Here is a 23,329-nt window from a genome sequence, read left to right on the forward strand (position 1 = left end):
GTGTTCCGTGGGCTACTTCTGGTCCTTCGGGCACCAGTAGAGCTTCCGGCCGGCCATGTCGGCCATCCGGATCTCGGTGCCGCACACCCGGCAGGGCTCGCCCTGACGGTGGTAGACCCAGTGGCGGTCCTTGCGGGAGCGCAGGGCCTTCTTGTGGTCGGCCTCGGACAGGTCGTCCATCGTCATCATCAGACCGTCGCGGACGCCGTCGTGCAGCAGCTTCGACCAGTCCGCCCAGAGCGCCTTGGCCTGCTTGACGGTGATCTTCTTGCCCGGCTTGTACGGGTCGATGCGCTGCCGGAACAGCAGTTCGGCGCGGTAGATGTTGCCGATGCCGGCCACCACGGACTGGTCCATGAGCAGCTGCCCGATCGCGACGTTGCGCTTCCGGACGTTGTCGACGAAGGTCTTCTCGGCCTCGGGCCCGTCGTCGTTCATCGGGTCGGGGCCGAGCTTGTCGAGCGCGCGCTGCACCTCGGCCGGGGTCTCCACGACGCACGCGGTCGGGCCGCGCAGGTCGGCGACGGTGTCCTCGGTGAGGATCCGCACGCGCACCTGGCCGACCGGGTCCGGCGGGAACGACTCGATCGGGTCCTCCGCCTTCTCCTGCTCGGCCATCCGGTAGCGGGCGAGCCGCGGTGCGCCGATCGAGCTGAGCGACTCTTCGCGGTCGTCGTCGTCGGACAGCGCCTCGGCGGTGGAGATCACGCCCGCGAAGTCCCACGCGCCGTACAGGCCGAGGTGGACGCGGAGGAACAGGTCGTCCTCGAACTCCAGGAACATCTGCTTCGCGACCGCCCGGGCGGCGATCAGGCGCTTGCCGTCGAGCTGCGCGGCCCCGGCGGCGAAGCGGCCCTGGGGACTCGACACCTCGCAGCGCTTGCCGACGAAGTGCCGGGTGAACTGGTTGGCGATGCGGTGGACGGAGTGACCCTCGGGCATTGGTCTTGTCTACTCGGTGCTGCTCGGTGTTGCTGGACCGTGGGTCCGAGCCCTACGCGTCGATCTGGCGACCGGCGATCAGCCCGGTGGTCTCGTACTCGGCGAGCTGGGCGATGCGGCGGGCGTGGCGCTCCTCGCCCGAGAACGGCTCGGCGATGAACAGGTCGACGAACCGGATCGCCTCGTCCTCGGTGTGCTGGCGCGCGCCGATGGAGATGACGTTGGCGTCGTTGTGCTGACGGGCGAGCAGCGCGGTCGACTCGTTCCAGACGAGCGCGGCCCGGATGCCCTCGACCTTGTTCGCGGCGATCTGCTCGCCGTTGCCGGAACCGCCGAAGACGACACCGAGGGCCTGGACACCGTCGCGCTGGTCCTGCACCACGGCGTGCGCGGCGTTGATGCAGAACGAGGGGTAGTCGTCGAGCGCGTCGTACTCGGTCGGACCGTGGTCCACCACCTCGTGCCCGGCGTCGGTCAGGTGGGTTGCGAGGGTCTTGTTGAACTCGAGGCCGGCGTGGTCCGTTCCGAGGTGGATGCGCATGGAACCGATCCTATTCCTGCGGCTCCGGGGCCCGGACCACCACGGACTACGGTGCGCGGACCACCACGACGAGGTACCGGGTGGGGTCCTCGCCCGGGTTGCGGTACACGACGTCGGCGGGGTCGCCGAGCTCGATCCGGTCCCCCGACGCCAGCCGCGTCGGCTCGCCGCCGACGACGACCTCGAGCACGCCGTCGACGACCCAGATGCAGTGCCGCAGGAACGCGTAGGCGGACGCCGGGTAGGCCACTTCGCGGCCGGCCGGGAGGCGCACCTCGGTGACGTCGGCGGGGAACGCGGCGCTCGAGACCGGGCGGCGGCGGTACCCGGTGTCGGGATCGGTCCAGGAATCGGCGGTCGCGCCGCGTTGCACCCCGCGCGCCTCGTCGGGGTCCGTCGCCCTGGGCACCTCGTGCTCCAGGGCATCGTCGAGGAGCTGCGAGATCGTCAGGCCGAAGGCACCGGACAGGCGACCGAGGATCGTCGCGGTGGGGCTGGAGACCCCGCGCTCGACGCGGTTGATCATCGCCCGGGAGACGCCCGACTCCTCGGCGAGCTCGGTGAGGCTCCACCTGCGCTCGGTGCGGAGGCGCTGGAGCCGTTCGCCGAGCGCCCGCTGCTCGGCGACCGAGGTGTCGTCGGCGCCGGTTGCGGGATAGGCATGGGCGTCGTCTACGATGTGAGACATGACGACAGCATATGCGACGAACGGGGTCGTGATCCGCGACTGCACCCCGGCCGACCTCGACGTCGTGCACGCCCTGCACGTCGATGCCGTGCTGCACTCCACCGCCATCTGGCAGGACATCCCGCACCCGCGTCCGTACTTCGACGGGTGGCTCGCCGAGCGGCAGGGCGGCGGGTACCCGGTGGTCGTGGCCGAGGTCGACGGGGTCGTGGCTGGCTACGCGACGTACTCGCAGTGGCGGCAGCCGGACGGGTACCGGCAGACCGTCGAGCACAGCGTCTACGTGGTCGAGGCGTTCCGCGGCCGGGGCATCGCGACGACGTTGATGGCCGAGTTGGTCGCGCGGGCCACCGCCGAGGGCCGACACGTGATGATGGCCGGGATCTGCAGCACCAACACGGGGTCGATCGCCCTGCACGAACGCCTGGGCTTCGCCACGGTCGCGGTCGTGCCCGAGGTCGGACGCAAGTTCGACCGCTGGCTCGACCTGACGCTCATGCGGCTGCCGCTCGTCTGACGCGACGGGCGGGGCGGGCGCACCACGGGCCTTCCGGCCACCCGTCCCCCGCCGGTCGGCGCCGGATCAGTCGGTGGTGTCGAAGATCGGGCCGACGGTGCGCGAGCGCTTGAGCTCGAAGAACGCGGGGACCTTCGCGACGGCGACGACGCCGTCCCACAGGTCGAGCGCCTCCTGGCCCTTGGGGGCCGGGGAGATGACCGGTCCGAAGAACGCGGTGCCCTCGACGGCGATGACCGGCGTGCCGACGTCCTGCCCGACACGGTCGATGCCGTCCTGGTGGCTGGCGCGCACGGCGGCGTCGACCTCGTCGGTCCAGGCGTACTCGAGCAGGTCGGCGTCCAGGCCGAGCTCCGCGAGCACGGCGGGGACGACCTGCTCGGGGTCGGACTCCTGGCGGTGGTGGATGTGCTCGCCGAGGGCGTCGTACAGCGGCTTCACGACGTCCTGGCCGAGCCGGAGCTTCGCCGCCGCGACGATGCGCGGGTAGACCTGGCCGGCGTGCAGGCGCTCCTTGTAGCTGTCCGGCACGTCCTGGTCCTCGTTGAGGACGAACAGGCTCATCACCTTCCACGTCACGTCGAGGTCGCGGTGCTCGGCGACCTCACCCACCCAGCGGCTCGTCATCCAGGCCCAGGGGCAGTTCGGGTCGAACCAGAACTCCACGGCGGTGCGCTCGGTGGTGGGGTCGGTCGGGTTGTCCACAGTCGTCTCGGTCACGATCCGAGCGTACGCGGCGTCGCTAGGCTGGAGCCCATCGTCCCGCCGGCGCACGACGCCGTCCGGGGCCCCGTACGCGGACACCGATCGTCCGCGTCCCCAGCGAAGATGGAGCGTTGCGTGCCCGGAGAGAACCTCACCCGAATCGAAGCCCAGGAGCGCGCGGCCGTCGTCGCCGTGCAGACGTACGACGTCGAGCTCGACCTGACCCGCGGTGCAGAGAGCTTCGGCAGCACCACGCGGGTGCGCTTCACCGCCACCGCCGGCGCATCGACCTTCATCGACGCCATCACGAAGACCGTGCACTCGATCACGCTGAACGGCACGGCGCTCGACGTCGCCGCGGTGAACGACGGCGTCCGCATCCAGCTCGACGACCTGCAGGAGCAGAACGAGCTCGTGGTCGTCAGCGACGCGCTGTACACGAACACCGGTGAAGGCCTGCACCGCTTCGTCGACCCGGTGGACGACGAGGTGTACCTGTACTCCCAGTTCGAGGTCCCCGACTCGCGCCGCATGTTCGCGGTGTTCGAGCAGCCCGACCTGAAGGCCGAGTTCTCCTTCACCGTGACGGCGCCGTCACGGTGGCAGGTCGTCTCGAACTCCCCCACGCCGGAGCCGCACGTCGACGGCGACGTCGCGACGTGGGCGTTCCCGCCCACCGCGCGCATCTCGAGTTACATCACCGCGCTCGTCGCCGGCCCGTACGAGGTCGTGCGCGACGAGCTGACCAGCCGCGACGGCCGGACGATCCCGCTCGGCGTGTTCGCGCGCAAGTCGCTCGCCTCGTACCTCGACCCCGAGTACGTGTTCGAGACCACGAAGAAGGGCTTCGCGTACTTCGAGGAGAAGTTCGACGTCGCCTACCCCTTCGACAAGTACGACCAGCTGTTCGTGCCGGAGTTCAACGCCGGCGCGATGGAGAACGCCGGGGCCGTCACCTTCACCGAGACCTACGTGTTCCGGTCGAAGGTCACCGACGCCATCAAGGAGCGCCGGGTCGTCACGATCCTGCACGAGCTCGCCCACATGTGGTTCGGCGACCTGGTCACCATGAAGTGGTGGAACGACCTGTGGCTCAACGAGTCCTTCGCCGAGTGGGCGTCGACGATCGCCACGGCAGAGGCCACCGAGTGGACCGAGGCCTGGACCACGTTCCAGGCGATGGAGAAGTCCTGGGCCTACCGCCAGGACCAGCTCCCCTCGACGCACCCGATCGTCGCGACGATCAACGACCTCGAAGACGTCCAGGTCAACTTCGACGGCATCACCTACGCGAAGGGCGGCTCGGTCCTCAAGCAGCTCGTCGCGTGGGTCGGCATCGACGCGTTCTTCGCCGGTGTCTCCGCCTACTTCAAGAAGCACCACCACTCGAACACCGAGCTGCGCGACCTGCTCGTCGAGCTCGAGGCGACGAGCGGCCGTGAACTCACCGAGTGGTCGAAGCTCTGGCTCGAGACCGCGGGCGTCAACACCCTGCGCCCCGAGATCGAGACCGACGAGTCCGGCGTCATCACGTCGTTCACGGTCCTGCAGGAAGCCCCCGCCGACTACCCGACGCTGCGCCCGCACCGTCTGGCCATCGGCGTCTACGCGTTCCGGAACGACGAGTCCGCACCGTTCGGCGCGGACACTGCATCCGCCGGCGGCAAGCTCGAGCGGGTCCAGCGCGTCGAGATCGACGTCGACGGCGCCCGCACCGATGTGCCCGAGCTCGTCGGCGTGCACCGCGGCGACCTCGTGCTCCTGAACGACGACGACCTGGCCTACGCCAAGATCCGTCTCGACGAGCACTCCCGGCGCACCGCGATCGAGCACCTCGCGTCCATCGCGAACCCGCTCGCCCGCTCGATCGTCTGGGGTTCCGTGTGGGACGCCACGCGCGACGCCGAGTCCCCCGCCAGCGACTACGTCCGCCTGGTGCTCGGCAACATCGCGACCGAGACCGAGTCGACCACCATCCGCACGACGCTCTCGCAGCTGCTGCTCACCGCACGCAACTACGTGGCGCCGGGCTCGGTCGAGGCCACGGTCCGCACCGTCGGCGACACGCTCTGGCAGCTCGCGTCCTCGGCCGAAGCCGGTTCGGACGCGCAGTTCCAGTTCGTGAAGTTCTTCGCGCAGATCCCGTCCACGCCCGAGCACGTCGCGACCCTGCAGGGCCTTCGCGACGGTTCGGTCACGCTGCAGGGCCTCGAGATCGACACCGACCTGCGCTGGGAGCTGCTCGAGGGCCTCGTGCTCGCGGGCGCCGCGGGCAGCACCGAGATCGACGCCGAGCTCGCTGCGGACAAGACCGCGTCCGGCGAGCAGGCCGCGGCCCGCGCCCGGGCGACGATCCCGACGGCCGAGGGCAAGCTGGCGGCGTTCTCGTCGCTGGTCGACTCGTCCGAGCTGCCGAACGCGATCGTGCGGCAGACCACGGTCGGGTTCCAGCACGTGAACAGCCCGGTGCTGCTCGAGGGCCTCGTGCCGAAGTACTTCGAGGTGCTCACGCGCATCTGGGCCGAGCGCAGCTACCACATGGCGGACACCATCGTCTCGGGCCTCTACCCGGCGCCGCTCGCGTCGGCCGAGCTCCGTGACGCCGCCGCCGCGTGGCTCGCGGAGCACCCGGAGACGCCGGCGCTGCGCCGCATCGTGTCCGAGAGCCTCGCGGGCACCGAGCGGGCGCTCCGGGTCCAGGCCGCGGACGCCTGAACCCTGCGCTGATCCGGCGGGGTCTTGGTGTTCCTCCAGGGACGCCGAGGCCCCGCCGCTTAGCATCGACCGGATATGAACCTGGCTGCAGCAGACACCACCGACGTCCCGAAGTGGGCGTCCAACGCGTTCCTCCAGTTCGTCGACGCCTGGCAAGCACCGATCACGATCGTCATCACGATCCTCGCGGCGATCGTCCTCCGGCTGATCCTCCGTCGCATGATCAAGCAGGTCGTCGACCGGATCGTGAACGGCGTCAAGAAGCGTCAGGGGGCGGCCGACACCCAGGCCCTCATCGCCTCCCCCGTGCAGACCGCGCGTGTCGTGCAACGGACCCGGACGCTCGGCAGTGTCCTCGAGAACCTGGCCACCGTGGTCGTCGTCGTGATCGCGCTCGTGGTCATCGCCACGGCGTTGTGGAAGGGTGCCGCGGTCGGCATCGTCGGCGGTGCGTCCCTCGTCGCGGCCGGCCTCGCCGTCGGCGCCCAGTCCATCGTGAAGGACCTGTTGTCCGGCATCTTCATGATCCTCGAGGACCAGGCCGGCGTCGGTGACGTCGTCGACACCGGGCAGGCCACCGGCGTCGTCGAGAACGTCGGGCTGCGCGTCATGCAGATCCGCGACGTGAACGGCATCCTCTGGTTCGTCCCGAACGGGCAGATCCTGCGCGTCGGCAACCTTTCCCAGGGCTGGTCACGGGTGCTCGTCGACATCACCGTGCCGTACGACACCGACATCGACGCCGTGCAGGACGCCCTGCTCAAGGCCGCCGTGACGATGTCGCAGGAGCCGCGCTGGCGCCAGCGGATCGTCGAGAAGCCGGAGATCTGGGGCCTGCAGTCGATCACCGACGCCGGGATGGTCTTCCGCCTGGTCGTGAAGACCCGCGCCTCCGAGCTCGACGTCGTCGGCCGGGAGCTCCGCACCCGACTGAAGCACGCCGTCGACGAACTCGGCATCACCCTGCCCGCGATGGCGATGATCATGCCCGAGGGCTGGGAGAACGCCACCTCGATCAACGGGCTGCGCACCGTCCGCACCCAGCCGATGGCTGCGCCCACGAAGCCGCGGCGCACCAAGCGCAACATCCTCGGGCAGCCGATCCGCACGGACGACGAGCCCGACAGCGGGAAGGACCCCCGATGACCGACCTCACACCCCCGACCGGCCCGGGTGGGCCAGGAGCACGCGGTTCGCTCGGCATGCCCGGCGTCCCCGCGCAGCCGATCACCCTGCGCGTCGGTGAGCACGGCACCTCGGCCACCGGGTCGCTGTACGAGCGGATCGGCGGTGCCCCCACCTTCGACCGGCTCGTCCGGCGCTTCTACGAGGGCGTGCAGCAGGACGAGGTCATCTGGCCGATGTACCCGGCCGACGACCTCGAGGGCGCGATCTGGCGCCTGTCCGCCTTCCTGCAGCAGTACTGGGGCGGGCCGGGCACGTACAGCGAGCAGCGCGGGCACCCCCGTCTGCGGATGCGCCACAACCCGTTCCGCATCACGTCCGAGGCGCGGGAGCGCTGGCTCCACCACATGCACGAGGCGGTCGAGTCGCTCGAGCTCGCTCCCCTGGACGAAGCCGAGCTCTGGGGCTACCTCGACCGCGCTGCCCACGCGATGACGAACACCTTCGACTGACGCGCGTCCGGCGCGGACGCCGTCGTGTCGTCGAGACGCCGCCGGATCCGGCGGCGTCTCGACGCTCCCGCGGCGTCTTCCGCGGACGCCGGCGTGCAGTGATCGTCACGAGCGCCGGACGGGAGGCCCGTGGCGGCGTCGCCACGGGCCTCCCGTCCGGCGGTTCCCGCGTTCTCGTGCTGGCGAGACGCCGGCGTGTCCGTCCGACGCCGCCATGTGCGTTCCGCGCCTCCGAATACGGCGGCGTCTCGCGGAACCGGCGGCGTGCCCGCGGGACGCCGGCGTCTTCGGCCAGCGTGTCTCAGCGCGGTCAGCGCACGTACGAGCCGGAGGCGAGGTCGTCGACCAGCGACGGCCGTGACGGCCGCCAGCCGTGGGCCGACCGGGCGTGTGCGCCGGACGCCTCCTGGTGCAGCAGCAGCGCGTCGGCGAAGTCCTGCCCGAGCCGTTCGCGGCTCGCATCGACGCTCTCGGCGACGACCGGTGCACCGTGGGCCCCGGCCTCGGCGAGCTCGCGCACGGTCGGGTTGTCCCCGGTCGCCGCGACGATGTACCCGTCGAGCTCGCCGCGGTGCAGCGCGAGGACGTAGAGCTCGCCGAGGTCGTCCACGTGCACCGTCGTCCACCGCTGGGAGCCATCCCCGACCAGCCGCACCGGCTGCTCGCCGTCGCCGACGAACATCGCCGGGATGCCGGCGCCGCGTCCGTACACGATGCCGGGCGCGACGATGGTGCTCCGGACGTCGCTGGCGCGCAGCAGGGCCTCGTTCGGACCGCGCCACGCGGTCAGCGCCGGCGGGTCGATCGGCGACTGCTCCGAGATGTCCGTCGAGTCGCCGAAGGTGAAGATCCCGCCGGTGTGCACGAACGGCTTGGGGGTGCCGGCCAGTGCAGCGATCGCGGTGCGGATGAAGTCCGGGTCGACGTCCGGGGCCGATGCCGTGTGGACCACGCCGTCGCTCTCGTGCAGCAGCCGTTCGACGACCTCGGTGTCGGTGACGTCACCGACCAGGGCTCGGCCACCGGCGTCACGGACGTGCTGGGCCTTCTCGTCGGACCGGACGAGTGCGGTGACCTCGTCGCCGTGGGCGACCAGGGAGCGGAGGACGGAGGAGCCGATGTAGCCGGACGCACCGGTGAGGAAGACGTGCATGCGGCCAGCCAACCACGGCGGCCGGGCGGCGTGGTCCGCGGCGGTCATCGTCCTCGCCGTCTTCTTCGTCGTCGTCGTCGTTACGAGCTCAGGGTCCAGGCGCGCCGCTTCACGAGCACGTGGCCACGCGAGGTCGTGAGACGGCTCCACGGACCGGTCTCGAACAGGCGCACCGGGTCGTGCCCGAGGAAGCCGAGGCTCTCGCCGGCGAACCCCGCACCAGCCGGCAGGTGCTCGACGCCGGGGACCGGTCTGCCCCAGACCTCGGCACGGATCCGCCGGACGATGGCCTCACCCGAGTTGGACGGCACGGCGTCGGCGACCTCGGCGATGCCGTCACGGGTGGCCCGGCGGAGGAGTTCGGGCGAGACGTCCGGCAGCGGGACCCAGCCACCGCGGGGCGGCGAGATGGCCGCCCACGTGACCGTGTGGACTTCGTGCGGCAGCTCGACCTCGATCGGGGTGGCCCGCGTCGGGTCGGCGCCCTCGGCGTGCTCGGCGTCCTGCGTCTCTGCCAGCAGGCGGAGACGCTCGAGCAGCGACTGCAGCGGCACCACGGTGTCGATCGAGGCGGGCTCGGTGAGCGAGAACGTGCGGAGACCGAGCACCGTCGGCAGTTCGTCGAGCAACCCGAGCGGGTAGAGGATCGCCGTGTACACGGCCAGGACGCCCGAGTCGGCGATGAGCCGGACCGAGCCGTCCTCGATCCGAGCGGCACGGCCGAGGTACGTGCGGAGGTCACCGAGTGAGGCGGCGTCGGGAAGCGTGAACGAGTTGCCCATGTCGTCCACGATCCTACCGGCCGTCGACGCCACACAGCCTGGGCGTGGTGACCCTGCATCGAGGCCGGGCAGCCGTTCGTAGACTGCACAACGTGAACGGCGAACCCGACTTCCTGCGGACCCTGCGACTCGAGGACACCGGCGCGAGCACGGGCGAGACGATCCTGACCGGTGCCAGCCACTGGTCCCCCGGCGGACGGGTGTTCGGCGGGCAGGTCCTGGCCCAGTGCATCGTCGCCGCGCAGACCACGATCGACGGTCGCGACGTCCACTCGATGCACGGGTACTTCCTGCGGCCGGGCGACGTCGACGTGCCGATCACCTTCGCCGTCGAGCGCATCCACGACGGTCGTTCGTTCGCGACCCGCCGCGTGCAGGCGTACCAGCGCGGCGTCCCGATCTTCTCGATGATCGCGTCGTTCCAGGTGCCGGACACCGGTCTCGAACACCAGGACCCGTACCCGGTGGACACCCCGGACCCGGAGTCCCTGCCGTCGGCCGCGTCGATCCTGTCCGCCATCGACCACCCCGTCGCACGGGCGTGGGCCGCACGGTCCATCGACCTGCGGCACGTCGAGGGTCCGGTGTTCATCGACGTGCAGGGCGAGCACGTGCCGCACCAGGCGGTCTGGTTCCGGGTGCAGGGCGACCTGCCCGAGGACCCGGCGCTGCACCGTGCGGTGCTCGGCTACGCCAGCGACATGTCCATCCTCGAGCCGATCATGCGGCGGCACGGCGTCGCCTGGGGCACCCCCGGTGTGAAGAGCGCCAGCCTCGACCACGCGATGTGGTGGCACCGCGACGGTCGCGCGGACGAGTGGATCCTGTACACGCAGGAGTCCCCGAGCGCGCAGGGCGGACGGGGACTCGCGTTGGGGCGGATGTTCTCCCGCGACGGTCAGCTGCTGGCCACCGTCGCCCAGGAGGGCATGATGCGGGTGCCTACGGGCGGCTGAACTGCACCGGGTCTTCGAAGTAGCGCTCACACGCGGCACGCTCGGGGTCGGTCAGCCGACGCGGACGGTTCGTCGCCGCGTCGACCATCACGAGTGCGGTCGTGGCCCGGGTGTACAGGACCGCGGGGGACTGTCCCACGGGCGACCAGACCTCGTACGAGACGTCGATGCTCGCACCGCCCACCCGCCCGATCCACATCTGGATGTCGAGCGGCTGACGGAGGTACGGGATCGATGCCAGGTACTCGAGGCGTTGCCCGGCGATGATCGTCATGGTGCCCGAACCGGGCCGACCGTCGATGATCGGCTCGGGCAGGGCGCCGTCGGGGTCCTCACCGGGGTCGGCACCCCAGAACCCCACGATGCGCGCCTCTTCGAGGAGGCGCAGCATCGCGGAGTTGTTGACGTGGCCGTAGGCGTCGATGTCGCTCCACCGCATGCGGATGGGAGCGTGCAGTCTCGCCACGCGGGTCAGTCGCGGGTGAGCTTGCGGTAGGTCGCGCGCCCGGGCTTCGCGGCATCGGCGCCGAGGCGCTCGATCTTGTTCTCCTCGTACGCCTCGAAGTTGCCTTCGAACCAGTACCAGTTCGGCGTGCCGTCCTCGTTCAGGCCTTCCCACGCCAGGATGTGCGTGGCGATGCGGTCGAGGAACCACCGGTCGTGCGTGATGACCACGGCGCAACCGGGGTACTCGAGCAGGGCGTTCTCGAGGCTGCCGAGCGTCTCGACGTCCAGGTCGTTGGTCGGTTCGTCGAGGAGCAGCAGGTTGCCGCCCTGCTTGAGCGTCAGCGCGAGGTTCAGACGGTTGCGCTCACCACCGGACAGGATGCCGGCGCGCTTCTGCTGGTCCGGCCCCTTGAAGCCGAACTGCGACACGTAGGCGCGGGACGGGATCTCGGTCTTGCCGACCTGGATGTAGTCGAGTCCGTCGGACACGACCTCCCACAGGTTCTTGTTCGGGTCGATGCCACCACGGCTCTGGTCGACGTACGAGATGTCGACCGTGTCGCCGATCTTCAGCGTGCCGCCGTCGAGCGGTTCGAGGCCGACGATCGTCTTGAAGAGCGTGGTCTTGCCGACACCGTTCGGGCCGATGACGCCGACGATGCCGTTGCGGGGCAGCGTGAACGACAGGTCGCCGATGATGACGCGCTCACCGAACTGCTTGCGCAGGTGCTCGGCGTCGATGACCTGCGAGCCCAGACGCGGGCCGACCGGGATCACGATCTCCTCGAAGTCGAGCTTGCGGGTGCGCTCGGCCTCGGTGACCATCTCTTCGTAGCGAGCGAGACGGGCCTTGGACTTCGCCTGGCGGCCCTTGGTGTTGCTCCGGACCCAGTCGAGTTCCGAGGACAGGCGCTTCGCGAGCTTGGCGTCCTTCTTGCCCTGGACCTCGAGGCGGGCGCGCTTCTTCTCGAGGTAGGTCGAGTAGTTGCCCTCGTACGGGTACAGGCGACCGCGGTCGACCTCGGCGATCCACTCGGCGACGTGGTCGAGGAAGTACCGGTCGTGGGTCACGGCGAGGACGGCACCGTGGTACTGCTGCAGGTGCTGCTCGAGCCAGAGCACGCTCTCGGCGTCGAGGTGGTTGGTGGGCTCGTCGAGCAGGAGCAGGTCGGGCTTCTGGAGCAGGAGCTTGCAGAGCGCGACGCGGCGCTTCTCACCACCGGACAGGTGCGTGACGAGCTCGTCCCCCGGGGGGCACTGCAGCGCGGCCATCGCCTGGTCGAGCTGGGAGTCGAGGTCCCACGCGTCGGCGGCGTCGATGTCTTCCTGCAGCGTGCCCATCTCGGCCAGGAGCGCGTCGAAGTCGGCGTCCGGCTCGGCCATGAGCGCCGAGATCTCGTTGAAGCGCGCGAGCTTGCCGTGGATCTCGCCCACGCCTTCCTGCACGTTCTCGAGCACGGTCTTCGTCTCGTCGAGCTCCGGCTCCTGCATGAGGATGCCGACCGTGAAGCCGGGCGTGAGCTTCGCTTCACCGTTGGACGGCTGGTCGAGACCCGCCATGATCTTCAGGATCGTCGACTTGCCAGCACCGTTCGGTCCGACGACGCCGATCTTGGCACCGGGGAGGAACGACATCGTGACGTCGTCGAGGATCAGCTTGTCGCCGACCGCCTTGCGGGCGCGGACCATCTGGTAGATGTACTCAGCCATATCGGCCCCAAGTGTAGTGACACCGTCGGAGCAGCGCTCGCCCGACGCCGGATCGCCGCTTCCCGCACCTGTACGAACCGGCCTGTTGTTCGCGTCACGGACGACGTAGCTTTGCCTCACCCAGCAACTTGGGGCCCGTCGCCCACCACGACGAGGACCAGGATCAGGACCACGGACAGGACGAGGACCATGACCACGCACACGACAACGACCCCGTCGCGGCTCCGCCGCCTCGCGCTCCCCTTCGTCGGAGCGATCGCACTCACCGTCGGACTCATCGCTCCGGTGTCGCCGGCATCCGCCGTGGCCCTGCCGAAGGGCGCCCCGTACCTGCTGTACACCGCGAGCATCAGCGCGAACGGCTCGGGGACCGGCTACTCGTCGTACATCAACGTGCACGACGCCCACAACAACGCCTACGCCTTCGGGATCCAGTCGGACAAGGGCTCCACCGTGAGCAAGGGCAAGCCGCGGTACATCTGGGAGCGCGTGCAGAACGGCAAGTTCACGTACGGCTACCTCGGCCCGGCGACGAACAAGCTCACCCCGATCGGCATGCGCTGGTACAAGAACGACGTCGCGACGATGATCGTGAACCACAAGACCGTCGCCAACCTGAAGCTCAACCTGGACGGACGGCTGTTCTTCAACGCCGAGGCCAACGCCCGTCTGAACGGTGACGTCGTGCACTCGACGGTGCAGAACACCCGCATCACGGTCGGCGACCGCAAGTCGAACACCGGGCTGAACGGCAAGTGGAACACGGGCTTCTCGTTCCACGGGCTGAAGGCCACGCAGACCAACAGCCCGCGGGTGCAGGGTGCGAGCTTCAAGATCGACGGCCGTGTGACCGGGCTGCCCCGCGGTGGCAACTGGGACACCGACCAGGTCTCCGGCATCGGGATGATCGCCCAGAAGTGGTGACCGACGCGAGGCGGTGAACCGCACGCGGAACAAGCGGCCTGACCCGGCGCACCGACTCCGATCGGCCGCCGGGTCAGGCCGCTTCGTCGTGGTCGGTGCGGTCGGCGTGGTCGTCGAGGGGTGGCGCAGGGTCCCAGGGCGCGGCGTCCTGCTCGAGGACGTGTTCGGACGGCCCCGCTGGCTCCGTGCCGTCCCCGAGGGTCGGTGCGCCGTGCAGCGCATCGGCGTCGTCGTCCGACCCCGGGTCGGTCGACGGTGCGTGTTCGTGGGGCTCTGCGGTGTGCTCCCCGCGGTCGGGTCCGTCCGCGGCGCCGTGACCCACAGCGGGGTCACGGACCTCGCCGGTGCGGGGGTCCACCCCACGCAGTCCACCGTGACCCGATGCGGCGTCGCCGACCTGCCGCGGAACCCGCAGCCAGTTGCTGATCCCCCACGCCAGGTCGTGGCCGATGCCGTCGGCGTCGATCTCGACCGAGGTCCCGCCACGACCGTCGCGTTCCCACGTGCGGATGCGAACCCGGCCGGCGACGACGATCCGATCGCCCTTCTTCAGGGACTTGAACACGTTCGACGCGAGCGACCGGAACGCGGTGACGGTGTACCAGTTGGTCGCACCGTTGACCCAGGCCGAGGTGGCCCGGTCCCAACGACGCGAGGGTGACGCGAGCCGGAGACTCGTGATGGCGATGCCGGTCTCGGTGACGAGGTGCCGGGGCTCGGTGGCGACGATTCCGCAGACGGTGATGATGTCGTTCATGGGTCGATCGTCACGGAGCCCGGGGCTGCCTCAGCAGCCCCGGGCTGGATCTGTGGCGTGTGGACCCGATCAGGCGACCTGTGGAGGACGAGTCCCCCGGGCCTCCTGTCCGGACCCGCTCAGTGCGCTCGGAACTCGGGCCGGGCGGCCAACGGTCCGAGCGCGGCGTGGACCGCGCCCTTCGCGGACTCGAGGGACGGGTAGGGCCCGCCCGCCCGTCGGCGTCCGTAGAGCTCGACCTCGAAGCCGTCCGCCGCGCGGTGGATGCTTCCCACTGCTCCGGCCGGACCGATGGCGACCCAGGTTCCCGTGTTGTCCGTCATGTTCGAACCACCTCCTCGTGGCCCTGCCGCCCCGGGGTCAGGACGCCAGGATGTACTGACTGTAGGCCTTCCGGACCTTGTTCACCTTGGGCAGCGCGACCGCGAGGCAGTAACCCTGCCCGGGGTTCTTCGCGAAGAAGTCCTGGTGGTACTCCTCTGCCGTGAAGAACGTCGAGAGCGGCTCGATGGTGGTGACGACCCCGCCGTCCCAGATGTCCGACGCCCGCTCGATCGCGCGCTCGAACAGCTCGCGCTGCGCGTCGTCGGCCGGGAACATCGCCGAGCGGTACTGCGTGCCGACGTCGGCGCCCTGCCGGTTCAGCTGACGGGGGTCGTGCAGCGTGAAGAAGACGTCGAGGACCACCTCGGCTGGGATCACCGACTCGTCGAACGTCACCGCGACCGCCTCGGCGTGCCCCGTCGTCCCGGTGCACACCAGTTCGTAGGACGGGTCGTCGACCTGTCCGCCGATGTAGCCCGACACCACGTCCTGCACACCCTGGAGCGTGCGGTACACGGCGTCGAGACACCAGAAACATCCACCTGCGAGCACGAACGTGGTCATGACGAAACCCTCTCTCCGGGCCACGCGTGCGGCCCACTCGTTCCTCCACAACAGTGTGCGCGGAGACCCTGTTCCCCAGATCGGACGGCACCCCTCGGCGTGTCGGTGGTCCCCCGTAGCGTCGGCACCACACCGACCAGGAGGCCAGCGATGCAGACCATCACCGAACCCGCACTGCGGATCCGCACCGTCCCGCTGGCCCGCGCCCGGGGCGACTACCGCATCCTCGACGTCCGCGACGACCTGAGCCGCGTGACCCGGGCCAACGGTGAGATCGTCGGCTACGTCGACCGCATCGACGTCGCCGGCGACACCGCCTACCGTGCGCGCCGGTACGTCGCGACCGAGCGCCGGTTCGTCGAGCTGCCGAGCGTCTGGTCCGCCGACGACGCCGTGGACACCCTGCGCTGGTCATGATGTTCCACATTGGAATCATCTGCGCTGGGATGCGCGGAACGCCGTCCGACCTCCCCGACGCCTGATCGTCCCGTGGGTATGGTGCGCACATGGACTGGTGGAACGACCTGACCGACTGGACTTCGTCCGACACGGGGTGGCGGGTGCTCTCGGGCGCTGTGATCCCCTTCGTCGCGATCGTCGTGGCTGGTGTCATCGCGGCGCTCATCGGGCGCAGCGCGACCAAGCGGGTCGTGGCGCTGCAGGAGCGGGAATCGAAGAACGCGGCCGTGGCCGCGATCCTGACGGCTGCGCGCAAGGCTGCCGCGTGGGGATCGCTCGGGCACGACGAGCGCGCCTACGCCGACCACCTGGCCGAGGACGCCGACATCCGGCTGCGCCTGCTCGCCGTGCAGGGTGCGCCGCTGGCCGCCAACTGGGCCCAGCACGAGATCGCCGACATCAAGAAGAACTCGTCGACGTTCAGCTTCCAGGCGGACCAGTCCCTCGCCGAGTTCCGTGACCGCCTGCTCGACTGGCAGGCACGTCCGAGCCGTGCGCGCAAGCTCTTCAAGGCCGACCTCGAGCGCTGGAAGTTCGAGTCTCCGGACCCCGACGCCGACCTGATCAAGCGCCAGCAGGACTGGAACGCCGACCAGGGCGAGGCCCCGCGCACCCAGGCGCAGGCCCCGGCCCCGGCTGCTCCGGTCGAGCGCGCCACCCCGACGACGACCTCGCTGCGTCCGGCGCAGCGCCCCGCATCAGCGCCTTCGGTCCCGGCAGCCACCGCACCCGCTGCTGGTTCGCCCGCTGCCGGTGCGGCTGCGCCCGGAACCGCAGCCGCCGGATCCACCGGTGGGACGACCCCGTCGTTCTCGGTGAACCGCGGTGCCGGCACGAACCAGAACCGCGGGAGCACCGACCCGAACGCCACACGCTCCTTCGGCGAGAACACCACCCGCGTCTACGGCGACGACGAGGCTGCGCCGCCGGTGCGCCCGGCGCTCGGCACCCCGACCTCACCCGCACGCTCCACCCCGGGTCGCAGCACGGACGAAACCGAGGCCGTGGACGACGCCAGCGCCACCCGTGCCTTCGGCGGCGCGAGCGCCACCCGTGCGTTCGGCGACACCGACCGCGCACCGCGGAACGACCGCCCGTCCTCTACCGACCGCGCCGTCGCGACGCCCACGGCAGCCGAGGCGCACGTCAACCGCACACCGGCGAACGACGTCCCGCCGGCGTCGGCTCCCCGGGTCGAGACCCCCGGAACGACGAACACCACGTCCGTCCCGACGCGTCTGGGCCAGGCCCCCGCCGAACCGGCCGACGCGAACGAGACATCGGAAGCGCCGTACACGCAGCCGATCAGCGCCGCCGAACTCCGGCGCCGCGCCGCGGACGACGACGAGTAACAGCCGCCACGACGCCACAGCGACGAGAACAGGGCCGCCATCCGCACAGGATGGCGGCCCTGTTCGTCTTCGGTGCCCCCGGCAGGAATCGAACCCGCGGCACGGTGGGTAGAAACCACCTGCTCTATCCACTGAGCTACGGAGGCAAGCAGCGTCGATTGTAGCGCCGTGACCAGATCCGGCGGTTGCCCAACGGTCGGCCGCCGTCTGCTCTCCGTTCCCCTCCGGGACACCCGCGCTTCGTAGCGTCCGGAGCATGCGCACCACCGGTTCCGTCCTCGCCGTCGTGCCCGCGCGTGCCGGGTCGAAGGGGATCCCCGGCAAGAACCTCCGCACCGTCGCGGGTCGTTCGCTGGTCCGTCGTGCGGTCGAGTCGGCTCGGCTGGCCGCGAGCATCGACGAGGTGGTCGTCACGACCGACGGCGACGCGATCGCCGCTGAGGCGGTCGCCTCCGGTGCCGCCGTGGTCCGCCGTCCGGCCGAGCTCGCCGGTGACGAGGCATCGTCCGAGTCCGCGCTGCTGCACGTCCTCGACGCGATCAGCACGCCACTGCCCGAGGTCCTCGTCTTCCTGCAGGCGACCTCGCCGTTCATCGACCCGGCCGACCTCGACGCCGCCGTCGCGCGCGTGGTCGACGGGCACGCCGACGCGGTGTTCGCGGCCGCAGCGTCGCACGCGTTCCTGTGGCGGACCGCGCCGGACGGCACCGCGGTCGCGGTCAACCACGACGCTGCGACCAGACCGCGCCGCCAGGACCGTGAGCCGGAGTTCCGCGAGACCGGCGCGTTCTACGTGATGCGGACGTCGGGGTTCCTCGAGCACCGGCACCGGTTCCACGGCCGCGTCGAGCTGGCAGTCGTCGACGGTGCCCGCGCGATCGACATCGACGACGAAGCCGACCTGGCCCTCGCAGAAGCCCTCGCCGAAGCCCTCGCCGAACCACTCGCCGAAGTGCCCACAGCCACCACGACCCGAGACCCATCCCCGACGCGGGCCACCCCCGCACCGAACGGAGCACCATGACCGTCACCATCGGTACGTCCACGATCGGCGCGGGCCACCCCGCCTACCTCATCGGCGAGATCGGCCTGAACCACAACGGCGACGTCGACATCGCGAAGCAGCTCATCGACGTCGCTGCCGACGCCGGCCTGCAGGCCGTCAAGTTCCAGAAGCGCACCCCCGCGATCTCCACGCCGGAGCACATGAAGAACACCCCGCGCAGCACCCCGTGGGGCGACATGACCTACCTGGAGTACCGCTACCGCGTCGAGTTCGACCGCGACCAGTACATCGAGATCGGTGACCACGCGACCCTCCGCGGTCTCGACTGGTTCGCGTCGCCGTGGGACGAGCCGTCGGTGGACTTCCTCGAGGACCTCAACGTCGTCGCCTACAAGATCGCCTCGGCGTCGGTGACGGACCTCGGGATGCTCGCCGCGGTCGCCGCGACCGGCAAGCCCGTCATCCTGTCGACCGGCATGTCCACGCTCGAGCAGATCGACGCCGCCGTCGAGACCCTCGGCACCGACCGCCTCGTCCTCATGCACGCGACGTCGACCTACCCGCTGCCCGCCGAGGAGGCGAACCTCCGCATGATCGACACGCTCGCCCACCGGTACGCGGGCGTCCCCGTCGGCTACTCCGGCCACGAGCCCGGCCTGCAGATCTCGATCGCCGCGGTCGCCCTCGGCGCCACGGCCGTCGAACGGCACATCACGCTGGACCGCACGATGTGGGGCTCCGACCACGCCGCGTCCCTCGAGCCGCACGGCCTGAAGACGCTCGCCCGTGACATCCGCATCATCGAGACCGCCCTCGGCGACGGCGTCAAGCGCATCTTCCCCGGCGAGCAGGCACCGCTCGCGAAGCTGCGTCGTGTCGGCGCGTGAGCGCATGCAGTCGCCATCCGGGCACCGGCGAGCAGGCACCGCTCGCGAAGCTGCGTCGCGTCGGCGCGTGAGCGCATGCAGTCCCCATCCGGGCGCCGGCGAGCAGGCACCGCTCGCGAAGCTGCGTCGCGTCGGCGCGTGAGCGGAGCGCACGTGAGCACCGCGCACGTGACCGGCCCGGTCGACGGGACCCGCGCCCTGGACGTGCCGGCTGACGGCGGTGGGTCGACCGGCGGACGGGAGGCGCGCCTCCCGTCCGACGCGTCACCACGCGTCCGACGCGTGGTCGGCCTGGTCGACACCGACTCGTTCGCGAAGTGGGGCGCCCACCTGCTGGCGACCGCGCCCGCCGACTGGGACCTGGAGCTGCGCACCGTGGCGACCCCGCGGTCGGCCAGTCCGAAGCAGCTGCGTTCGGCGTTCCGCGGGTTGGACCGACGACTCGCCCACCTGCACCGCGAACCGCCCGTACCGAAGGACGTCGACGCCGCCGTCGAGGAGCTCCGACAGGACCCGCCGGACGCCGTCCTGGTGTCCTTGATCGGGCCCGTGGCCGAACTCGTGATCGACGAGGTGCACCGGCGGATCCCGGACCGGCCGGTGCTGGTGTCGGGGCTGCCGGGGATCTCGTTCCCCGCGAAGTGGAAGGGCATCTTCTTCCGCGCCCGGGCCGACCTGTTCGTGCTGCACAGCCACCGCGAGGTGCGCGCGTACGAGGAACTGGCGCGCGAGGGCGGGGTCGAGCCGCACTTCGCACTCGCCACACTGCCGTTCGCCCGGGGTGCCGGCGCGACCGGCGGTACCGGCGCGACGGGCGCGACGGGCGCGCCCGTCCGCGACTCCGTCGTCTTCGCGGCGCAGCCGAGTGTGCCGCTCGAGCGGGCCGACCGAGCCCTCGTCGTGCGCTGGCTCGTCGACACGGCCCGCGCGCACCCGGAGTGGCGCGTCGTCATCAAGACCCGCGCCGCGGCCGGCGAGCACCAGACGCACCGCGAGGAGCACCCGTACCCGGACCTGGTGCCGGCGGACGCCCCGGCCAACCTGGTGGTGGAGAGCGGCCCGATGGCCGACCACCTCGACCGCGCGGTGGCACTCGTGACGATCAGTTCGACGGCCGTCCTCGAGGCTGCGGCCCGGGGTGTCCCCGCGCTCACGCTCACCGACTTCGGGATCGGGCGGCACCTGATCAACGAGGTGTTCGTGGGGAGTGGCCTCGAGGGGGACGCCGTCGACCTGGTCGACGGCCGGTTCGGGGCCGTCCGGCCGGAGTGGATGCGGGACAACTACTTCCACCCGGCCGCCGAGGACGACTGGCAGCGCCGACTGGTGGACCTCATGGCCCGACGGGACGCCGGGAGGCTGGTGGACCGGGCACCGGCTCGGCGGAGCCGTGGTGGGGCGCTGCGACGTGCGTGGGAGCGGAAGAACGCCCTCGGTGGGGCCGATCGAAGCCCGCTCGGGCTGGTCGCGCTGGGCATCGGGGCGCCGATCCGGAGTGCGAAGCGCCTGGCGCGGCGCATGCGGGCACTGATCGATCCGCCGGAGCCCGTCGTGGTTTCGGCGCCGACGTCGCAGCGCGCAGGAGGGCGCGTCGCTGCGCCCGCGTCGGGGGCCGCCGCTGGGACGGCCGCGGCAGCGGCTCGGTCAGAGCGCCTTGGCCACCGCGAGCAGGAGCTGGTCCCGGGTCGGGACGCCGGGTGAACGGAAGACCTCGGTGCCGTCGTCCTGCCGCACGATGATCGTGGGCGTGGACCGGACACCGAGGTCTTCCGCGTCGTCGGGGTGCGCCGCCACGTCGTGTTCGGTCACGGTGAGCCCGGGGACGAGCGCCGAGGCCTCGGCCGACACCCGGCGGGCGGCGGCGCACGGCGCACAGAAGGCGGACGTCCAGAGATCGAGCTGCATGTGGTCCTGCAACGCGGCGGGTGGGGGTTCTACTCCCGGTCGAACTCACCGCTGCGGTCGCCGCGGTCCTGCAGGTCGTCCACGGGGTCGGACTCGCTCGGCTCGTAGGTGAACTCGACCGAGATCTGGTCGAGCACCTGGCGGGACTTGGTGGCGCGGTAGGTGAAGGCCGTCTGCAGGCCCTCGACGTCGGCGAACACCGTGACCTCGTCGTCCAGCGCGTCGCTCGTGGCGGTGCGGGTGTCGGTCGTGCCGTCGAAGGGGCCGCCGTGGAAGATCGCGGTGTACTCGTCGCCTTCGTGGATGGTGATGTCGCTCATGCATCCCTTCTACCAGGCGGCGGCTGGGGCATTCTGTTCAGCCCGTCCTTGCGCGGCGGTCCTCGCCCGTTGCGCGGCGGCCCTCGCACGTTGCACGGCGGTCTTCGCCGGTTGCGCCCCGGTCGCCGCCGTTGCGGAATGCATAGCATCGCTATATAGTTCCGCTATGGAAACACCGCGCGAGCAGACGATCGAGACCCTCCTCGTCTCCGTCAACCGCCTGATCCGCCGCGCCGTCCAGTCGACGGGCAACACGTCCTCCACCGCCGTCTGGCGCACACTCGGCATCCTCGAGACCGACGAGCCCCTGCGGCTCGGCGAGCTGGCCACCGCGTCGCGCGTGGCGCAGCCCACGATGACCCGGCTCGTCGCTGGCATGCTCGCCGACGGTCTGGTCAGCCGCAGCGTCGACCCCGGCGACTCCCGCGGGCAGCTCGTCGAACTCACCGACGCCGGGCGCGACCGGCTCGCGGCCTGGCGTTCCACCCTCACCAGCACGGTCGGCCCGTTGTTCGCCGACCTGACCGACGACGACTGGGACGTCCTGCACCACGCGGCGGACCTGATCGCCCAGCGCACCCGGACAACCCCCAACGGAACGGAGATCCCCGCGTGAACGCCCACGCACCCGCCGGCCGGTCCGGCTCCATCCTCAAGCAGTCGTCCGCGGTCTGGGCGATCGCCTTCGCCTGCGTCGTCGCGTTCATGGGCATCGGCCTCGTCGACCCGATCCTCCCCGCGATCGCCGCGTCCCTGAAGGCGACCCCGGCGCAGACCGAGCTGCTCTTCACGAGCTACCTCGCCGTCACCGGTGTCGCGATGTTCTTCACGAGCTGGGTCTCGAGCCGCATCGGCGCGAAGCGCACCCTGCTCATCGGACTCGCCCTGATCGTGGTCTTCTCGGTCCTCGCCGCGACGTCGAACAGCGTGTGGAGCATCATCGACTTCCGCGCCGGGTGGGGTCTCGGCAACGCGCTCTTCATCTCCACCGCGCTCGCGACCATCGTCGGGGCAGCGTCGGGCGGCACCGCCTCGGCGATCATCCTGTACGAGGCAGCGCTCGGCCTCGGCATCGCCGTCGGCCCTCTCGTCGGAGGCCTGCTCGGCTCGGTGAGCTGGCGCGGCCCGTTCTTCGGCGTGACCACCTTGATGGCCGTCGCGTTCATCGCCATCGTCGCCCTGCTCAAGACCGGCAGTCTCGAGAAGCCCACACCCACCAAGCTCTCCGCACCGTTCCGCGCTCTCGGTCGTCCCGCGCTCGCCGCACTCGCCGCGACCGCGCTGTTCTACAACATCGGCTTCTTCGTCCTGCTGGCGTACACGCCGTTCCCGCTCGGCTTCGGCGCGCTCGGCATCGGGTTCACGTTCTTCGGCTGGGGTGTCGGCCTCGCCATCACGTCGGTGTGGGTCGCCCCGATGCTCACCGCCCGGCTCCGCAGGACGACCGTGCTGAAGATCGCGCTGCCCTTGCTCGCACTCGACCTGTTCGCCGCCGCGCTCGTCGTCCGGTCGCAGGTGGGCCTGATCATCTGCGTCGTCATCGGCGGCCTCGTGCTCGGTGTCCTGAACACCGTGTTGACCGAGTGCGTCATGGAGGCCACCGACCTCCCCCGCTCGGTCGCCTCGAGCGCCTACTCCGCCGTCCGCTTCATCGGCGGTGCCATCGCCCCGCCCGTCGCGACCCTGCTCGCCGACGCGTACTCCCCCTCGGCGGCGTACGTCTTCGCGGGTGCGTCCGTCGCGGTCGCCTTCGTCGTGATCCTCTGCACCACCAAGGTCCTGCGCCGCGTCGACGACGGTGCCGAGCCCGAGCGCGTCGAGGCCGAGGCGATCACCGCCGGCGAGATGGTCTAGGGGCGGGGCGGGTCCACCGCCACGCGGACGCTCCCCGCTCGCCCCGATTCTCCCGCCTGCCCCGCTTCTCCCGCTTCTCCGCGAGCGGGCGAAATGCCCGGGTGTCCCCCGTGGGCACTCCGGCATTTCGCCCGTTCGTGCATCTGCGTGCCCGCTCCCCCGTACACCCGTGCACTCACTCCCC

At 70.7% G+C, this 23,329-nt stretch carries 26 protein-coding genes and 1 tRNA gene; 13 read left to right on the forward strand and 14 right to left on the reverse strand.

From position 1 onward, the window contains the following. Positions 1 to 12 precede the first annotated feature (12 nt). Genes H489_RS23030 through H489_RS23040 form a run of 3 tightly spaced genes read right to left on the reverse strand, consistent with a single transcriptional unit; the run spans position 13 to position 2,171 of the window. On the reverse strand, positions 13 to 942 hold the full coding sequence (locus H489_RS23030) for an Fpg/Nei family DNA glycosylase (protein WP_017886030.1): 930 nt from the start codon (positions 940 to 942) through the stop codon (positions 13 to 15). Between the two features lie 52 nt (positions 943 to 994). Next, positions 995 to 1,483, reverse strand: coding sequence for a ribose-5-phosphate isomerase (locus H489_RS23035; protein ID WP_017886031.1), 489 nt, complete (start codon positions 1,481 to 1,483; stop codon positions 995 to 997). A gap of 46 nt (positions 1,484 to 1,529) precedes the next feature. Continuing rightward, complete coding sequence (locus H489_RS23040; protein WP_040418901.1) at positions 1,530 to 2,171, reverse strand: helix-turn-helix domain-containing protein; 642 nt, start codon at positions 2,169 to 2,171, stop codon at positions 1,530 to 1,532. On the opposite strand from H489_RS23040, the gene H489_RS23045 reads away from it, so the two are divergent. Beyond that, positions 2,170 to 2,688, forward strand: coding sequence for a GNAT family N-acetyltransferase (locus H489_RS23045; protein ID WP_031259239.1), 519 nt, complete (start codon positions 2,170 to 2,172; stop codon positions 2,686 to 2,688). The two genes, H489_RS23040 and H489_RS23045, sit on opposite strands and share 2 nt — an antisense overlap. Before the next feature lie 66 nt (positions 2,689 to 2,754). Here the strand turns inward: H489_RS23045 and H489_RS23050 are convergent, their stop codons facing one another. Further along, a complete protein-coding gene (locus H489_RS23050) occupies positions 2,755 to 3,408 on the reverse strand; it encodes a DsbA family protein (RefSeq protein ID WP_259496435.1) in 654 nt (217 codons plus the stop codon). A 120-nt stretch (positions 3,409 to 3,528) separates the two neighbouring features. Between H489_RS23050 and pepN the strand changes: the two genes are divergently transcribed. From pepN to H489_RS23065, 3 genes are all read left to right on the forward strand, one after another. Next, complete coding sequence (pepN, locus tag H489_RS23055; protein WP_017886035.1) at positions 3,529 to 6,108, forward strand: aminopeptidase N; 2,580 nt, start codon at positions 3,529 to 3,531, stop codon at positions 6,106 to 6,108. A 75-nt stretch (positions 6,109 to 6,183) separates the two neighbouring features. Beyond that, entirely contained in the window at positions 6,184 to 7,254 is a 1,071-nt protein-coding gene (locus H489_RS23060) for a mechanosensitive ion channel family protein (protein ID WP_017886036.1), read from the forward strand. Continuing rightward, a complete protein-coding gene (locus tag H489_RS23065) occupies positions 7,251 to 7,745 on the forward strand; it encodes a globin (protein WP_017886037.1) in 495 nt (164 codons plus the stop codon). Before H489_RS23060 ends, H489_RS23065 begins: the two co-directional genes overlap by 4 nt. Positions 7,746 to 8,055: 310 nt before the next feature. Here H489_RS23065 and H489_RS23070 read toward each other — a convergent pair whose 3' ends face one another. Together H489_RS23070 and H489_RS23075 are read right to left on the reverse strand one after the other, a co-directional pair. Further along, a complete protein-coding gene (locus H489_RS23070; RefSeq protein WP_031259241.1) occupies positions 8,056 to 8,898 on the reverse strand; it encodes an NAD(P)H-binding protein in 843 nt (280 codons plus the stop codon). Positions 8,899 to 8,978: 80 nt separating this feature from the next. After that, on the reverse strand, positions 8,979 to 9,680 hold the full coding sequence (locus H489_RS23075) for a hypothetical protein (RefSeq protein ID WP_031259242.1): 702 nt from the start codon (positions 9,678 to 9,680) through the stop codon (positions 8,979 to 8,981). Between the two features lie 92 nt (positions 9,681 to 9,772). Between H489_RS23075 and H489_RS23080 the strand changes: the two genes are divergently transcribed. After that, positions 9,773 to 10,636 (forward strand): acyl-CoA thioesterase, encoded by an 864-nt coding sequence (locus tag H489_RS23080; RefSeq protein WP_017886040.1) that lies wholly within the window; start codon positions 9,773 to 9,775, stop codon positions 10,634 to 10,636. Here H489_RS23080 and H489_RS23085 read toward each other — a convergent pair. Together H489_RS23085 and ettA are read right to left on the reverse strand one after the other, a co-directional pair. Next, positions 10,623 to 11,075 (reverse strand): acyl-CoA thioesterase, encoded by a 453-nt coding sequence (locus H489_RS23085; RefSeq protein WP_017886041.1) that lies wholly within the window; start codon positions 11,073 to 11,075, stop codon positions 10,623 to 10,625. The two genes, H489_RS23080 and H489_RS23085, sit on opposite strands and share 14 nt — an antisense overlap. A gap of 32 nt (positions 11,076 to 11,107) precedes the next feature. Beyond that, positions 11,108 to 12,793, reverse strand: coding sequence for an energy-dependent translational throttle protein EttA (ettA, locus tag H489_RS23090; protein ID WP_017886042.1), 1,686 nt, complete (start codon positions 12,791 to 12,793; stop codon positions 11,108 to 11,110). 189 nt (positions 12,794 to 12,982) lie between these two features. Between ettA and H489_RS23095 the strand changes: the two genes are divergently transcribed. Next, positions 12,983 to 13,717: a hypothetical protein gene (locus H489_RS23095; protein WP_017886043.1), complete on the forward strand. Its 735-nt coding sequence runs from the start codon at positions 12,983 to 12,985 to the stop codon at positions 13,715 to 13,717. A gap of 73 nt (positions 13,718 to 13,790) precedes the next feature. Here the strand turns inward: H489_RS23095 and H489_RS36600 are convergent, their stop codons facing one another. The 3 genes from H489_RS36600 to msrA form a co-directional block, all read right to left on the reverse strand. Beyond that, on the reverse strand, positions 13,791 to 14,474 hold the full coding sequence (locus tag H489_RS36600; protein WP_017886044.1) for a single-stranded DNA-binding protein: 684 nt from the start codon (positions 14,472 to 14,474) through the stop codon (positions 13,791 to 13,793). A gap of 119 nt (positions 14,475 to 14,593) precedes the next feature. Further along, the gene (locus H489_RS23105; RefSeq protein ID WP_017886045.1) at positions 14,594 to 14,797 is read right to left on the reverse strand and encodes a hypothetical protein; all 204 of its coding nucleotides are present in this window, start codon (positions 14,795 to 14,797) and stop codon (positions 14,594 to 14,596) included. Between the two features lie 37 nt (positions 14,798 to 14,834). Next, a complete protein-coding gene (msrA, locus tag H489_RS23110; RefSeq protein WP_031259244.1) occupies positions 14,835 to 15,362 on the reverse strand; it encodes a peptide-methionine (S)-S-oxide reductase MsrA in 528 nt (175 codons plus the stop codon). Between the two features lie 150 nt (positions 15,363 to 15,512). On the opposite strand from msrA, the gene H489_RS23115 reads away from it, so the two are divergent. Beyond that, complete coding sequence (locus tag H489_RS23115) at positions 15,513 to 15,779, forward strand: hypothetical protein (RefSeq protein WP_017886047.1); 267 nt, start codon at positions 15,513 to 15,515, stop codon at positions 15,777 to 15,779. 89 nt (positions 15,780 to 15,868) lie between these two features. After that, positions 15,869 to 17,173 (forward strand): hypothetical protein, encoded by a 1,305-nt coding sequence (locus H489_RS36605; RefSeq protein ID WP_051067357.1) that lies wholly within the window; start codon positions 15,869 to 15,871, stop codon positions 17,171 to 17,173. A 73-nt stretch (positions 17,174 to 17,246) separates the two neighbouring features. Here H489_RS36605 and H489_RS23120 read toward each other — a convergent pair. Next, positions 17,247 to 17,319 (reverse strand) — tRNA-Arg (locus H489_RS23120). A gap of 110 nt (positions 17,320 to 17,429) precedes the next feature. Here H489_RS23120 and H489_RS23125 point away from each other — a divergent pair. The 3 genes from H489_RS23125 (at position 17,430) to H489_RS0118360 (ending at position 20,767) form a co-directional block, all read left to right on the forward strand. Next, a complete protein-coding gene (locus H489_RS23125; protein WP_017886048.1) occupies positions 17,430 to 18,197 on the forward strand; it encodes a cytidylyltransferase domain-containing protein in 768 nt (255 codons plus the stop codon). After that, positions 18,194 to 19,066: an N-acetylneuraminate synthase family protein gene (locus H489_RS23130; protein ID WP_017886049.1), complete on the forward strand. Its 873-nt coding sequence runs from the start codon at positions 18,194 to 18,196 to the stop codon at positions 19,064 to 19,066. Before H489_RS23125 ends, H489_RS23130 begins: the two co-directional genes overlap by 4 nt. Before the next feature lie 138 nt (positions 19,067 to 19,204). Beyond that, positions 19,205 to 20,767 carry a DUF6716 putative glycosyltransferase gene (locus tag H489_RS0118360; protein ID WP_159557663.1) on the forward strand — a complete coding sequence of 521 codons (1,563 nt, stop codon included), beginning with the start codon at positions 19,205 to 19,207 and terminating at the stop codon, positions 20,765 to 20,767. Here H489_RS0118360 and H489_RS23135 read toward each other — a convergent pair. Next, on the reverse strand, positions 20,711 to 20,971 hold the full coding sequence (locus H489_RS23135) for a thioredoxin family protein (protein WP_017886050.1): 261 nt from the start codon (positions 20,969 to 20,971) through the stop codon (positions 20,711 to 20,713). The genes H489_RS0118360 and H489_RS23135 overlap by 57 nt on opposite strands. 29 nt (positions 20,972 to 21,000) lie before the next feature. Then, on the reverse strand, positions 21,001 to 21,291 hold the full coding sequence (locus tag H489_RS23140) for a hypothetical protein (protein WP_017886051.1): 291 nt from the start codon (positions 21,289 to 21,291) through the stop codon (positions 21,001 to 21,003). 166 nt (positions 21,292 to 21,457) lie between these two features. On the opposite strand from H489_RS23140, the gene H489_RS23145 reads away from it, so the two are divergent. Together H489_RS23145 and H489_RS23150 are read left to right on the forward strand one after the other, a co-directional pair. Beyond that, positions 21,458 to 21,907, forward strand: coding sequence for a MarR family winged helix-turn-helix transcriptional regulator (locus H489_RS23145; RefSeq protein WP_017886052.1), 450 nt, complete (start codon positions 21,458 to 21,460; stop codon positions 21,905 to 21,907). Beyond that, positions 21,904 to 23,145, forward strand: a complete 1,242-nt coding sequence (locus H489_RS23150) for an MFS transporter (protein ID WP_017886053.1) — start codon at positions 21,904 to 21,906, stop codon at positions 23,143 to 23,145. Before H489_RS23145 ends, H489_RS23150 begins: the two co-directional genes overlap by 4 nt. Positions 23,146 to 23,329: the final 184 nt, after the last annotated feature.

This window comes from Curtobacterium flaccumfaciens UCD-AKU, from assembly GCF_000349565.1.
Lineage (GTDB): Bacteria > Actinomycetota > Actinomycetes > Actinomycetales > Microbacteriaceae > Curtobacterium > Curtobacterium poinsettiae.

Excerpts from the sequence above, each read along its gene's own strand:
- H489_RS23135 (WP_017886050.1), bottom strand. The coding sequence starts at position 20,971 with ATGCAGCTCGATCTCTGGACGTCCGCCTTCTGTGCGCCGTGCGCCGCC.
- H489_RS23060 (WP_017886036.1), top strand. The coding sequence starts at position 6,184 with ATGAACCTGGCTGCAGCAGACACCACCGACGTCCCGAAGTGGGCGTCC.
- ettA (WP_017886042.1), bottom strand. The coding sequence starts at position 12,793 with ATGGCTGAGTACATCTACCAGATGGTCCGCGCCCGCAAGGCGGTCGGC.
- H489_RS23075 (WP_031259242.1), bottom strand. The coding sequence starts at position 9,680 with ATGGGCAACTCGTTCACGCTTCCCGACGCCGCCTCACTCGGTGACCTC.
- H489_RS23085 (WP_017886041.1), bottom strand. The coding sequence starts at position 11,075 with ATGCGGTGGAGCGACATCGACGCCTACGGCCACGTCAACAACTCCGCG.
- H489_RS23035 (WP_017886031.1), bottom strand. The coding sequence starts at position 1,483 with ATGCGCATCCACCTCGGAACGGACCACGCCGGCCTCGAGTTCAACAAG.
- H489_RS36605 (WP_051067357.1), top strand. The coding sequence starts at position 15,869 with ATGGACTGGTGGAACGACCTGACCGACTGGACTTCGTCCGACACGGGG.
- H489_RS23030 (WP_017886030.1), bottom strand. The coding sequence starts at position 942 with ATGCCCGAGGGTCACTCCGTCCACCGCATCGCCAACCAGTTCACCCGG.
- H489_RS23130 (WP_017886049.1), top strand. The coding sequence starts at position 18,194 with ATGACCGTCACCATCGGTACGTCCACGATCGGCGCGGGCCACCCCGCC.
- H489_RS23095 (WP_017886043.1), top strand. The coding sequence starts at position 12,983 with ATGACCACGCACACGACAACGACCCCGTCGCGGCTCCGCCGCCTCGCG.
- H489_RS23115 (WP_017886047.1), top strand. The coding sequence starts at position 15,513 with ATGCAGACCATCACCGAACCCGCACTGCGGATCCGCACCGTCCCGCTG.
- H489_RS23140 (WP_017886051.1), bottom strand. The coding sequence starts at position 21,291 with ATGAGCGACATCACCATCCACGAAGGCGACGAGTACACCGCGATCTTC.
- H489_RS23045 (WP_031259239.1), top strand. The coding sequence starts at position 2,170 with ATGACGACAGCATATGCGACGAACGGGGTCGTGATCCGCGACTGCACC.
- H489_RS23125 (WP_017886048.1), top strand. The coding sequence starts at position 17,430 with ATGCGCACCACCGGTTCCGTCCTCGCCGTCGTGCCCGCGCGTGCCGGG.
- msrA (WP_031259244.1), bottom strand. The coding sequence starts at position 15,362 with ATGACCACGTTCGTGCTCGCAGGTGGATGTTTCTGGTGTCTCGACGCC.
- H489_RS36600 (WP_017886044.1), bottom strand. The coding sequence starts at position 14,474 with ATGAACGACATCATCACCGTCTGCGGAATCGTCGCCACCGAGCCCCGG.
- H489_RS23145 (WP_017886052.1), top strand. The coding sequence starts at position 21,458 with ATGGAAACACCGCGCGAGCAGACGATCGAGACCCTCCTCGTCTCCGTC.
- H489_RS23040 (WP_040418901.1), bottom strand. The coding sequence starts at position 2,171 with ATGTCTCACATCGTAGACGACGCCCATGCCTATCCCGCAACCGGCGCC.
- H489_RS23065 (WP_017886037.1), top strand. The coding sequence starts at position 7,251 with ATGACCGACCTCACACCCCCGACCGGCCCGGGTGGGCCAGGAGCACGC.
- H489_RS23105 (WP_017886045.1), bottom strand. The coding sequence starts at position 14,797 with ATGACGGACAACACGGGAACCTGGGTCGCCATCGGTCCGGCCGGAGCA.
- H489_RS23070 (WP_031259241.1), bottom strand. The coding sequence starts at position 8,898 with ATGCACGTCTTCCTCACCGGTGCGTCCGGCTACATCGGCTCCTCCGTC.